This window comes from Clostridium prolinivorans (assembly GCF_004011155.1).
GTDB classification, from domain to species: Bacteria; Bacillota; Clostridia; order Clostridiales; family Clostridiaceae; genus Clostridium_AT; species Clostridium_AT prolinivorans.
This window is the reverse complement of sequence record NZ_RJWG01000001.1, coordinates 61,688-74,202: the sequence shown is the minus strand read 5'-3', so window position 1 is coordinate 74,202 and position 12,515 is coordinate 61,688. Positions and strand designations below refer to the sequence as shown.

11 protein-coding genes and 1 pseudogene are annotated in these 12,515 nt (G+C 27.2%); 2 read left to right on the top strand and 10 right to left on the bottom strand.

Annotated elements, in window-relative coordinates; genetic code table 11:
• Positions 1 to 254 precede the first annotated feature (254 nt).
• The 5 genes from EGD97_RS00335 to EGD97_RS00315 all read right to left on the bottom strand — a co-directional run bounded on the left by EGD97_RS00335 (position 255) and on the right by EGD97_RS00315 (position 6,501).
• The gene (locus EGD97_RS00335; protein WP_127836315.1) at positions 255 to 1,937 is read right to left on the bottom strand and encodes a glycoside hydrolase family 13 protein; all 1,683 of its coding nucleotides are present in this window, start codon (positions 1,935 to 1,937) and stop codon (positions 255 to 257) included.
• A gap of 51 nt (positions 1,938 to 1,988) precedes the next feature.
• Positions 1,989 to 2,900, bottom strand: coding sequence for a LacI family DNA-binding transcriptional regulator (locus EGD97_RS00330; protein ID WP_127836314.1), 912 nt, complete (start codon positions 2,898 to 2,900; stop codon positions 1,989 to 1,991).
• Between the two features lie 107 nt (positions 2,901 to 3,007).
• Positions 3,008 to 3,877: a sugar ABC transporter permease gene (locus tag EGD97_RS00325; protein WP_127836313.1), complete on the bottom strand. Its 870-nt coding sequence runs from the start codon at positions 3,875 to 3,877 to the stop codon at positions 3,008 to 3,010.
• Entirely contained in the window at positions 3,877 to 5,142 is a 1,266-nt protein-coding gene (locus tag EGD97_RS00320) for a carbohydrate ABC transporter permease (RefSeq protein ID WP_127836312.1), read from the bottom strand. The genes EGD97_RS00325 and EGD97_RS00320 overlap by 1 nt, the downstream gene beginning before the upstream one ends.
• 81 nt (positions 5,143 to 5,223) lie before the next feature.
• Positions 5,224 to 6,501: a sugar ABC transporter substrate-binding protein gene (locus tag EGD97_RS00315; RefSeq protein WP_127836311.1), complete on the bottom strand. Its 1,278-nt coding sequence runs from the start codon at positions 6,499 to 6,501 to the stop codon at positions 5,224 to 5,226.
• 409 nt (positions 6,502 to 6,910) lie between these two features.
• Between EGD97_RS00315 and EGD97_RS00310 the strand changes: the two genes are divergently transcribed.
• Positions 6,911 to 9,070: an alpha-amylase family glycosyl hydrolase gene (locus EGD97_RS00310; protein WP_127836310.1), complete on the top strand. Its 2,160-nt coding sequence runs from the start codon at positions 6,911 to 6,913 to the stop codon at positions 9,068 to 9,070.
• Between the two features lie 253 nt (positions 9,071 to 9,323).
• The gene (locus EGD97_RS00305) at positions 9,324 to 9,506 is read left to right on the top strand and encodes a transposase (protein WP_127836309.1); all 183 of its coding nucleotides are present in this window, start codon (positions 9,324 to 9,326) and stop codon (positions 9,504 to 9,506) included.
• On the opposite strand, the pseudogene EGD97_RS12555 reads toward EGD97_RS00305, so the two are convergent.
• The 5 genes and pseudogenes from EGD97_RS12555 to EGD97_RS12665 all read right to left on the bottom strand — a co-directional run.
• A pseudogene (locus tag EGD97_RS12555) lies at positions 9,430 to 9,652 on the bottom strand (recombinase family protein); the annotation flags it as partial. The gene EGD97_RS00305 and the pseudogene EGD97_RS12555 sit on opposite strands and share 77 nt — an antisense overlap.
• A 442-nt stretch (positions 9,653 to 10,094) precedes the next feature.
• Positions 10,095 to 10,826 carry a hypothetical protein gene (locus EGD97_RS00290; RefSeq protein ID WP_078681114.1) on the bottom strand — a complete coding sequence of 244 codons (732 nt, stop codon included), beginning with the start codon at positions 10,824 to 10,826 and terminating at the stop codon, positions 10,095 to 10,097.
• Positions 10,819 to 11,556 carry a hypothetical protein gene (locus EGD97_RS00285; RefSeq protein WP_078681115.1) on the bottom strand — a complete coding sequence of 246 codons (738 nt, stop codon included), beginning with the start codon at positions 11,554 to 11,556 and terminating at the stop codon, positions 10,819 to 10,821. Before EGD97_RS00285 ends, EGD97_RS00290 begins: the two co-directional genes overlap by 8 nt.
• Positions 11,546 to 12,208 (bottom strand): ATP-binding cassette domain-containing protein, encoded by a 663-nt coding sequence (locus EGD97_RS00280; protein ID WP_078681116.1) that lies wholly within the window; start codon positions 12,206 to 12,208, stop codon positions 11,546 to 11,548. Before EGD97_RS00280 ends, EGD97_RS00285 begins: the two co-directional genes overlap by 11 nt.
• Entirely contained in the window at positions 12,205 to 12,327 is a 123-nt protein-coding gene (locus EGD97_RS12665) for a hypothetical protein (protein ID WP_265936962.1), read from the bottom strand. The genes EGD97_RS00280 and EGD97_RS12665 overlap by 4 nt, the downstream gene beginning before the upstream one ends.
• Positions 12,328 to 12,515: the final 188 nt, after the last annotated feature.

Below are 12,515 nucleotides of genomic sequence, written 5' to 3'. Positions count from 1 at the left end.
AAATTATTTTATATAAAAATACAATAGTATTTTCATAGTTTTGAATATGAAAATTACTATAAATTAACTTAATATAAAAAATCCAGTAGTAATTTAAAATGATATGCTCGCCCTTATATAACAAAATCTTTTTAGTATAGGGGATAAAAATATTTATTATAAGTATAAGCATATCAAAATATATTCTACTGGATTGTATTTATTTTTTATCTATGCAATATAGCTAAAATTTTTTAATATAATTTATTGCTACTTTATTTTAATTTTAAAACAAATTTTTCATATGGCTTTAATTCTAGTACATTATTTATATTTATAAATTTATTTGCATATAAATCTAAAACTTCACCATTGATTCCTAAATCAGCCTTTTCATTTTTATCTCCTATGTTAAATACACAAATTATTTCTTCATTTTCTGTGTATCTTTTATATGCATATACATTTTTATTTACAAATATTTTACTATATTCTCCTTCTTGAAGTGCCTTCGATGTTTTTCTTATTTTTGCCATATTTTTATAAAATTCAAATAAATCTTTATCTATGTTTTCAAAGTCAATGGTCATTCTGCAATATGGATCTGTTGCACCTGATAAACCTACTTCATCACCATAAAATATCATTGGAATTCCAATAGAAGTAAACATATAAAATACAGCTGATTTTAATTTTTCTTTATCATTTCCACATTCATATAAAAATCTCGCTGTATCATGGCTGTCTATTAAGTTTAGAAGATTATATCTTATATCTTTTCTATATCTTGCAAATAGGTTTTGTATAAAACAGTCTAATTCATTTAATGTTGCTGTATTTTTAGCAAATACTTCAAGTGCTATATTCATAAATGGATAATTCATAGTTGAATCGTATTGTTCTCCTTTAAGATAGCTCTCTGCTCCATCCCAAACTTCTCCTATTATTATTGCGTCTTCCTTTGCATCTTTAACAACCTCCCTAAACTCTCTCCAAAATTTATGATCTATTTCATTTGCAACATCTAATCTCCATCCATCTATATCAAACTCTTCTATCCAATACTTGGAAACTTCTAAAAGATATTTTTTAGTTTCTTTATTTGTTGTATTTAGCTTTGGCATATTTTTAGAATGTCCAAACATTTCATAACTTCCGTCTTCTTTAAAAAAGTACCAATCATAATATTTTGATTTTTTACCTTTTTTAATAGCATCTTTGAATGCAAAAAATTCATCACTTGTATGATTAAATACTGCATCTAGTATAATCTTTATACCTCTTTCATGACATCTATTTACAAATTCTCTAAATATACTCTTATCGCCAAAAGATTTATCTATATTGTAATAATCTATAGTATCATATTTATGACAGCTAGGTGATTCAAATATGGGAGTTAGATATATTGCATTTATTCCAAGTTCTTCAATATAATCTAATTTATTTAGTATCCCTTTTATATTTCCTCCAAACATTCTTTTATTAGTTGGTTCATCAAACCAATTCTCATCAATTTCTTCTTTATTAAATCTATCAACAAATATTTGATAAAATATTGATTGTCTCCACCAATCATGGGCTTTGTATAAATCCCCTTTGCAAATATATGAGAATATAAAATATTTATTTCTATCCTCAGGTAATATATTGTAAAATCTTCCTTGTGCATAATATATTTTTTCACATTTATCTTCTAACTTAAAGCAATAACAAATTCTATTAAACTTTGGTGATATTGTTATCTCATAGTAATCAAACAAATCATCTGTAAAAATTTTTTTCATAGGAATTTCATACATTGTAACTATCTTAGAAGTATCATATCTATCTCCATATAAAAGTTTAACATTATAAATATCATCTTTTTTAGTCCTAAGTTTAAGACATAAAGTTTTTTCATCTAATGGATAAGCATATGTGCTATCACTTTCATGATAAATTGCTTCTTTAAACATATATATTCCTCCAAAACTTAATCGTTTAAGTAAAATAATTATTAAGACAGATTAATCTGCCTTAATAATTGTATACTTATTATTTTTAAAATTTCCATCAATATATTTAAATAAAATATTAACTATTACTTTTGCCATTTGATTTAAATTTATTGATACTTTATTTATATCTTCTTTTAAAAGATATTCCTGATCATTTATGCATATAACAGATAAATTTTTATTATCTATATAATTATTCATAAGTATTCCTAATTCTTCTGATACAACTATAAAATGTCTATCTTTATATTTTTTTACTATACACTCTACTTTTTCTTTTGAATCAACAAAATATATTATTTTATCTTTATTTTTTTCTAATAATTCATTCATTAAATCTTTACTATTTAATTTTGGTATTAAAATAACTGAATCATTTATGTTAACTTTGTATAAATCAGCTATCTTTTTTGCACATTCAACATAGTCTACTATTACCTTATGAAATAATATATCATCTAAATATGTGTCTATTAAAATTATTGGTACAGTAAACTTTATTGATATATTATAAAATATACTTTTATCAACATCTACAACAAGTACACCTTCTAAATCTCTTTGCTTTATTATATCTAAATTAGGTTCATCTAAATCTATGTTTGATGACAACACATGGTATCCTTTATCAGCAAGATATTCTTCAATATTTTCAAGCAATTTATAATAATGGTTTGTCATTATAGGCAATTTATTTTGTTTACTCTTTACAATCAAAACTCCTATAAGCCCTGATTTTTTCATAACTAATGACCTTGCAGCAAGATTTGGAACATAGTTTAATTTATTTGCAACTTGTATTATCTTATCCTTTGTTCCATCTGAAATACTTTGCTTTGGATTTCCATTTAATACATAAGATACAGTTGCAACTGAGACTCCTACCTCCTTTGCTATATCCTTTAAAGTAGCTTTTCTCATATATTCCCTCCACACCAATGCAATAAATAAAATCAACCTTTTTAATGATAATCTATATTATACTCTTATGAATAGAACAGTCAATGCAGGAAGGGAATATATTTACATCAGCTTTTTACAGCACCTGATGATAATCCTTCTACAACATATTTTTGAGTTATAACAAATAATGTAACTATTGGAATAGCAACTAATATTGCACCTGCTGCAAATAATGTAAACTTAGTATTAGTTTGTCCTGTAACCATATCCATAAGTCCTATAGCTAATGTCTTTTTGTCAGCACTTCTTAAAACTAAACTTTGGAATATAAAATCCATCCAAGGTCCTATAAATGTAGTCAATGCTAAAAATACCATAATTGGAGTTGCAAGAGGCATTATAATTTTTGTAAATGTTATAAAATTTGATGCTCCATCAACTCTTGCGGCTTCATCTAAACTTCTTGGAATTTGATCAAAATATCCCTTTATTAGCCATGTATTCCCAGGTATTTGTGCACCTGAATAAAATAGAACTAATCCTAAATGTGTATTAAGCAAATTAAGCTGCAAAAGTAATGTATACACAGCGGTAAGAGTTAAAAAACTTGGAAATACCTGAAGTACAAGAACTGTAACAAGTCCTGCCTTCCTTCCCTTAAATCTAAATCTTGAAAATACATATGCGTTAAATGTAGTAAGTATTGTTGATATAATCATATTTAAAAAAGCAATTTTTAACGTATTTTTATACCAAATTGGATAATCTGTTTTTGTAAATAACTCTTTATAGTGAATAAATGTTGGATTTTTAGGTATCATACTTGATGAATATAAGCTATCACCTGGATTAAGAGAAGAACCTATAATCCAAAGTATAGGGAAAAGTATAAATATACTATTTAGCACAAGAAACGTATATACTATTACTTTTAATATTATTTCCTTAGTTGTAAGTTTCCTTTTATTTTTTTTAGTATAATTATTAATATTCATTAAACTAGGTCCTCCTCTCTAAAGGATTTAGATCTTGTAAAACTATATGCAACAATTGGTGCTATAAATACAAATATAAATATTGTTACAACTGAAGCCATATGATATTGTTGTTGGTTTAAAGTCATTTTATATATCCATGAAATTAAAATATCTGTATCTCCAGCATATCTATATGAAGCATTAACTGGTCCTCCATCTGATACTGAATAAATTAGCATGAAATTATTAAAGTTATAGGCAAAGCTTGATATTAATAATGGCATTGTTGAAAATAATACCATTGGTAATGTTATATGTCTAAACTTCTGCCATGCTGTTGCACCATCTATATCTGATGATTCATATAAATCTTTTGGTATATTTGTTAATATACTTGTCATAAGAGCCATAAAATAAGGTGCTCCAAGCCACATATTTATCATTACCAAAGTAGCCTTTGCCATAGTAGGATCAGTTAACCATCCTATTCTTGGTAATCCTATACTTTCAAACAAATCATTTATTGGTCCTGAACCATTAAATAAAAGTCTCATAACAAGCATTGATATAAGTCCAGGTACTGCATATGGAATAATAAATATTGTTCTCCAAAGTTTTTTAATTTTAACTCCTGCTGAATTTATTATTAACGCCCATAATAATCCTACAAAATAGCTTGTAACTGTTGCAAGTATTCCCCAAACAACTGTCCATATAAATATGCCTGATAAAGTTTCATTCCAAATCTTAAGTCCAAATAACTCTTTAAAGTTTTGTAAGCCTACCCAATTAATAAGATTTCTAGGTGGCAGATGATATGGTGATGAATAATCTGTAAAAGCTATAAGTACAGTAAATATTATTGGTAATAAAATAAAAAACATTAATGATAACATTCCAGGTGTCATTACTATATAGTGGAAATTTCTATCAATTACTTCCTTGAAACTTTCCTTTTTTTCTTTTTTAGGTTTTCTGGCATCTTTAATACTATAAATATAAACGCCAATAAAAATAGCTATTAAAAAAATAGAAATTATACCTTGTAACATCAAAAAAATTGAATGGTCATATACCGCAATGCCTTTTGAATTATAATGAAATTTTGTTTCACCAAGAGTATAAAGCCCCCATAGCCCATTGGCAAAATAAGGAACACCTAAAACAATTGTTACTATTTCAATAAGAAGTAAAATTATACCCTTTATATGTTCTCCCTTTAAAATCTGGCCTGATCCCATAATTAAGTATGAAAGCCATGATAATTTTTTTTTATTTTCCATTTTTTCACCTCTTATTATATAATTATTATAGATATGTGCTTAAGCACATATCTATAATATATAAAATTAAATATTGATTTTTTATTTTTGTGCAGCTATAGCATCTTTTATTGTTTGAACAGCCTTATCAAGAGCTGCTTTTGGCTCTTGTTTTCCATCCCAAATTGTTGAAAATGCAGCAGCTAGTGGATCCCATACAAGACTCATTTGTGGAATTGATGGCATTGGTTGTGCAAATTGAGTTTGATCCATAAATCCAGCAACTAGTGGATCATTCTTTATCTCTTCTTTTTCAGCTAAAGTTTTAACTGGAGGCAGCTGTTTAGTCATTTCAAATCTCTTTAATAACATTTCATCTGAAGTTACAAAATCTGCAAATAATGCAGCAGCATTTGGATATTTAGTAAATGAGCTTACAAAAAGACTTCTAATACCTGAAAAGCTGACTGGCTGCTTTCCTTCAAACGTTGGAAGCTTTGCAACACCAACATCAATTCCAGCTTTTTTGTATCCTTCAAGTGCCCATGGTCCATTTATAATCATAGCAGCCTTTCCTGTCGAGAATAAACCATCTACTAACTGATAATTAGCATCTTTTTGCTTTAATGGAATTATTGAATTTAAGCTCTTAAAAAACTCAGCACCTTTTATAGCACCTTCATTATTTAACCCTAAATCGTTTTTATCAGTACCATTTTTACCAAATACATAACCACCATTTGCACTTAAAAAACTATATGAAAAATATGCATCTCCAACATTCCATAAAAGTGCATATTTCTTTTCCTTTGGATTATTAAAAGTTTTAGCAAATTCAATTATTTGTTCATAAGTAGCTGGTGCTTCTTTAATTAATGCCTTATTATATATTAAACCATATGTTTCAATAGCTGTTGGATAACCATAAACTGTTCCATCCATACTTACACCGTTTACGGCTGCATCAATGAAATCTTTTTTTATTCTATCTGGATTGTTATTAGGTCTTATAAGTCCTGCTGCAATAAGCTTTCCTAAATTATCATGTGGTGCTGATATAACATCTGCTCCAACTCCTGCAGGTCCATCTTGTTGTAGTTTTCCAGCTGTTGCTATATGATCAACAGCCTCATATTTAACCTTAACACCATATTTTTTTTCAAATTCTTGAGCAGCATATTTCATGTATTCTCCTTCTGCTCCTTCACTTTCCCAAACAACTAGTGAAGCTCCTTCTTCTGGCTTTAATTCTGCTTTTGCTTCAGTATTTGTTTGAGCATTACTCTCTGTTTCACTTTCTTCAACTGGCTTCTTTGCACATCCTGTCATTAATGATGTAACTAAAACAGTTGAAAGAATAATTGCTAATGACTTTTTCAATGTTACTTCCCCCTTAATTAAATTTTAATTCATTAACTTAAATGTTTAAGTTAATTATATTATAATATTTTTGCAAACGTTTGTCTATATTTTTAGAAAAATTTTAAAACATAAATTAATACAAAATATTGCATTTTTCGCTAAATTCTTTTTTGTAATTTTTTCAATAATACAATGATATAAAAATATACTTTAAATTGTTTTCTTATTTACTATAATTAATAGTCTAACCAAAACATTTCTAAATAAATTTATATTTATATTATGAATTATTTACTTTACCATTTATTAAATAAAAATTTACAGAATTTTTATTTAATTATTGAATTTTCCATTTTATCTTGTTATAATGAATATAATTTCATTAACTTAAACGTTTAATAAATTATATTATTAAGGAGGTTTTAATATGCGTAAATTTAATGCCTTAATAAAAAACAAATTATTTCCTTTTATTCTTTCTTTTATATTATTATTTTCTCTATACATTAATAATCCGCCTAAAGCACTAACAGCATCAACTTATAGTGGTGATTCTTCTGTATCAAATAAGGTAAATTTCTCTACAGATGTAATTTATCAAATTGTTACAGATCGTTTTTATGATGGTAATACATCAAACAATCCTACTGGAACTTTATATGATTCATCTAAAACTCAACTAAAAAAATATTTTGGTGGAGACTGGCAAGGCATTATAAATAAAATTAATGATGGATATTTATCCGATATGGGTATTACTGCAATTTGGATTTCTCAGCCTATTGAAAATATTTATTCCGTTTTAAGTGATGGAAGTACTTCTTATCATGGATATTGGGCAAGAGATTTTAAAAAAACTAACCCATTCTTTGGTTCATTTACTGATTTTCAAAATTTAATAAATGCTGCTCATGCAAAAAACATTAAAGTAATAATTGATTTTGCTCCTAATCATACATCTCCTGCTGATCAAGATAATGTTAATTATGCTGAAAACGGACGCCTCTATGATAACGGTTCACTAATTGCAGGTTATTCAAATGATACAAATGGAATATTCCATCATAATGGTGGAACTAATTTTTCTACATTAGAAGATGGTATATATAAAAATTTATTTGATTTAGCAGATTTAAATCATCAAAATAATATAGTTGATTCATATATTAAAGAATCAATAAAAAAATGGTTAGATATGGGTATCGACGGAATAAGAATGGATGCTGTAAAACATATGCCTATGGGATGGCAAAAAAATTTTATGGACTCTATATATAGTTATAAGCCCGTATTTACTTTTGGTGAATGGTTTTTAGGTACCAATGAAGTTGATTTAAATAATCATTATTTTGCTAATAATAGTGGCATGAGCCTTTTAGATTTCAGATTTGCTCAAAAAGTTAGACAAGTCTTTAGAGATAATACCGACACAATGTATGGTCTAAATTCAATGATTACTGATACTTACAATTCTTATGAAGACATAAATGATCAAGTTACTTTTATTGATAATCACGATATGGATAGATTTACTATAAATGATGGAAACACAAGAAAAACAGATTTAGCTTTAACATTATTACTGACATCTCGTGGCGTTCCTGCTATATATTATGGTACAGAACAATATATGACTGGCAACGGAGATCCAAACAATAGAGCAATGATGGCAAGTTTTAATAAAACAACAACTGCTTATAAAATTATTCAAAAATTAGCACCACTTAGAAAAACAAATCCTGCACTTTCTTATGGAACTACAACAGAAAAATGGATTAATAATGATGTTTACACTTATGAAAGAAAATTCGGTAATAGCGTAGTTTTAGTTGCAATAAACAAAAATTTAAATAACAGTGTCAGTGTTAATGGAATTTATACATCTTTGCCAAGTGGAACATATTCAGATTTTTTAAGCGGAATAGTTTCTGGTAATAGCATCACTGTTAACAGTAACGGCTCAGTGAATTCGTTTACTCTTCCTGCTGGCAGTGCAGCTGTTTGGCAATATACTTCAAATACTAATAATCCTACAATTGGACATATTGGACATCCTATGGCAAAACCTGGTCAAACAATTGTAATTGATGGCAGAGGATTTGGAAGTACTAAAGGAAATGTATATTTCGGTAGTACAGCTGCAACAGTTATTTCTTGGAGTGATACTGAAATTAAAGTTACAGTTCCTTCAATTCAGCCTGGAAAAATTGGAGTATATTTAAAGACTACATCAGGTTTAACGAGTAACACTTTTAATAATTTTGATGTTTTAACATCTTCTCAAGTATTAGTAAGATTTGTAGTAAATAATGCTAATACAAATTTAGGAGAAAATCTATATTTAGTTGGCAATACTGCTGAATTAGGTAATTGGGATACAAATAAAGCTATAGGCCCTATATTTAATCAAGTAGTTTATAAATATCCTACATGGTATTATGATGTAAACGTTCCCTCTAATACAAATATTCAATTTAAATTTATAAAGAAAAATGGTTCTTCTGTTGTTTGGGAAGGTGGTTCTAACCACACGTATACAACTCCAACAAATTCTACTGGAATTATAACTGTTAATTGGCAGCAATAATTTTTCAAAAAAAGAGCGTAATTAGATTTGATTCTACACAAATTTAATTACGCTCTCCTTTTTAATGATTAAAATCTTGAATTTTATTATATTTGGCTATTTTTACTATCCTTGCGTAAAACATTAAAGTAATAATTGATTTTTCTTTTAATCTACATCTTCTTCTGAGCAAAATAAAATAATGTTAATTGGTGTTAGTATATTAGTGTAGACACAAAAAGCCAAACGCCTTAAAATATAAAAAGGAAAGGAAGTGTCTAGAATGGCAAAAGGGCAAAAGTATTATACAGAAGAATTTAGAAAGACAATTGTAGAGCTCTATAACTCTGGTAAGAGTTTGGCAGAGCTTAGCAGCGAATATGGCTGTTTTCTACATAATACTGTGGAACTTCCCCTTCGTTTCTCTTTATCTTCTTTGTTAGAAAATCTACTGTAAACTTATTTTGAAGTACCACATCATCTTTATATTTTTCATTTTTAAGAATGGTTAATACTGTACTTTGATGCCATACCCCTTTACCCTGCTGGTGTTGGAACTTTATTTTCTGTTAAATACTTTGCTATGCTTAATGCTGTTTTGCCCTAAGCTTTTTACTTGATGTATTATGAACAAGTTTATAATTACTTCTTCTATTTACACCACTTCGGCTCTAAGCTGAGTACTGGCGGTTGGCTAGACCTTACCAGACAGGATTCCCACCTGCTATATATTTAGCGTTTTCTGGACGCACTATTTCTTGCAAATCGGCTAACTGGCTTTGTAATTATAAGGTCTATCTTGCCACTTAAGGCATCTTCAATCATTTTATTAAATCCATTACAGCTCTTGTCATAGGTTTCCACTACATAAGTTATATGGGATATGTGATATGGCTGCCATCAAAAATCAAAAAAGCCCTGATTTCTCAAGACTTCTATCTATCTTATCAATGGAACGTTCAAATTTGTCTTTATACGATGATGTTGATACAATATTTAATTAATCCTATTCTAATACTCTCTCCAATTTTTAAATAGCTAATTTTCATAGCATGTGAATCTTTAGTGAAATCCTTTTTTGTAGAAAAACAATTCCTAAAATAAGAATGATAATAAATATAAAAAAAATACTTAAATACAACAAATTTATGTTATTAAATAAAAAAAAGTTTAAACGTCTAAATAATCCAATCTTATTTTTACTGTCTAAAAAAACTAATCCACTAAAAAATAATAGATAGTTTGAAAACAGTCCATGAGCAGCCATTATTCTCTTAACATGAAGAACAACTAACAAAAATAAATAGGACAAGAAAACCGTTATTACTAAAATTAGAATAAAATATAATAATGTTTGAAATGAAAACAATGTAAAATTCATATCTGAAACAAACAATACCAATAATACAGGAATCAATACAACAAGTATAATTTCTATACAAGTTGAAATAACTCGTGAAAGAAAAATATCAGTAAAAGAACATTTGTGATGCAAAATATTTCTTAAATAATCCATACGAATTTCCCGCTCTACTTCTGAAATAATCTTTCCAATAACTCCAGTTAAAATAAACCACATAAATATTCTAAAAATAAAATATTTATCTAAGACAATTCGATTATTATTATGATTAGTATTATATTCAACAAAAATAATTCCTAAAAGGAAAAAAATATCTGTTGCTTCACTTAAAAAATAATCTATGAAATAATTTTTGTTTTGTTGTATTTTTTTCATTAAATCTATTTTAACTAAAAATAAAAAACTATCACACATGAAGAATTTTACCCTCCCGATATAATCTTCTACAATTTATTTTAAACGATAGGAACATTAAACTTAAGTAACCAATTAATTGAAAACATATTATTATAACTGAATTCATTGGAATTTTGTTGTTGTTTAATAAAGATATAATGATGTTATTTAAAACTGTAAAAGGAAATAAAACTGAAAATACTTTTACTTCATAAAAAATGCCCGAGAAAAATAATATTACATAATACAAAACTCCAGAAAGTGAACTTATCCTTTTATATACCAAGGCAAAGCTTCCGATTATTCCTCCAATTAGATACATAATGATAGTTGTAGTTATAATAAAAATGAATATTAGTAAAAATTGACTTAAAGAAACATTCAATGACATATTCAATACTATTGCTATTATAATAAAAATAATGCAACCTTTCATAAAATCCATAAATATCTGAATAAGATTTCTCATAGCAATAATTGAAAAAATACTTACTTTACTTGAAAGAATGTTGAACAAAGTCCTATATTCAATCTCCTCTTCCAATATAAAAGCGGTACTATCTAAACCGTGCAAAGACCAATACCATGTAAAAAGCAGAAAAAACAGACTTTTTCTTTCATTGTCAAAAAAGTCAATTAACCCCATAAAAAGTATGATATATCCTAAATTAGCAAATATAATATTAATTTTAAAGTTTTTAAATTCTAATATACTCCTTCGTAATTCTATATAATAATTAAGTATCATATTCATTCCCTTTCTTTATACTAACAATTTCACCTTTATTCATTTCATATATATTAAATGAATCATGCTTTATTAAATCAGAATCATGGGTAGTTATTAATATTGTGCTGCCATTCTCTTTTAATTCATAAAGCTTTTGTAATAACACTCTTTTTGCATTGTCATCTAAACCATTGGTTGGCTCGTCCATTGCAAGATATTTAGGTCTTAATAGCATGGCAAGTATCAAAGAAAGTTTCTGTCTGTTCCCCTGTGATAGCTCACTAACTTTTTTATCTATGTGTTCACTAAACTCAAAGTCATCAATATATTGCTGTAATTCTTCTTCTTTAGCTTTATACTTTATTTTATTAATTCCCAACAAATACTGTATGTTTTCTTTGCCTGTTAAGTATTCATAAAAACCTTTTCCACTTTCTAGTACAATATGACTGTTTTTTCGCATATAGCTGCTTTTATTTGAAAATCCATCAATTAAAATTTCCCCTTTTGTTTGATAGACAAAACCACATATAATGAATATAAGAGTAGACTTACCCGCACCATTACTTCCTATGAAACAATTTATTGTTTTATCTTCTATTGTAAGTTCATTCACATTTAATACTGGTATATTTTGGTATATTTTTATTACATTTTTTAATCTTATCATACGATAACTCCCAACTCCTTAAGATCTTTTTCAATAACCGTTAAGTTTTTTTCAATTTCCGAAACATGTAAATCAGGATACTTTCTTTTAAAAAATATTATTTGTTCTTCTCTATCCATATTTTCCTTCAGACATTTTAAAAATAAATAATAAGGTTCTGTTGTTTCATATATTTCTTCAGTATACCTAAAAAAACTATTAACAAACCATTTTCTACTAAATTAGGTTCATTTGAATTTCATCCCCCTGAGAGATGAAATTATGTGCAAATCATTGAATAAAATTTCATGTTCAAGATGCCATAGTC

Bases quoted from the DNA above. Each gene is read 5' to 3' on its own strand.
- EGD97_RS00310 (WP_127836310.1), top strand. From the start codon at position 6,911: ATGCGTAAATTTAATGCCTTAATAAAAAACAAATTATTTCCTTTTATT.
- EGD97_RS00290 (WP_078681114.1), bottom strand. From the start codon at position 10,826: ATGTGTGATAGTTTTTTATTTTTAGTTAAAATAGATTTAATGAAAAAA.
- EGD97_RS00335 (WP_127836315.1), bottom strand. From the start codon at position 1,937: ATGTTTAAAGAAGCAATTTATCATGAAAGTGATAGCACATATGCTTAT.
- EGD97_RS12665 (WP_265936962.1), bottom strand. From the start codon at position 12,327: ATGGATAGAGAAGAACAAATAATATTTTTTAAAAGAAAGTATCCTGAT.
- EGD97_RS00285 (WP_078681115.1), bottom strand. From the start codon at position 11,556: ATGATACTTAATTATTATATAGAATTACGAAGGAGTATATTAGAATTT.
- EGD97_RS00320 (WP_127836312.1), bottom strand. From the start codon at position 5,142: ATGGAAAATAAAAAAAAATTATCATGGCTTTCATACTTAATTATGGGA.
- EGD97_RS00325 (WP_127836313.1), bottom strand. From the start codon at position 3,877: ATGAATATTAATAATTATACTAAAAAAAATAAAAGGAAACTTACAACT.
- EGD97_RS00280 (WP_078681116.1), bottom strand. From the start codon at position 12,208: ATGATAAGATTAAAAAATGTAATAAAAATATACCAAAATATACCAGTA.
- EGD97_RS00330 (WP_127836314.1), bottom strand. From the start codon at position 2,900: ATGAGAAAAGCTACTTTAAAGGATATAGCAAAGGAGGTAGGAGTCTCA.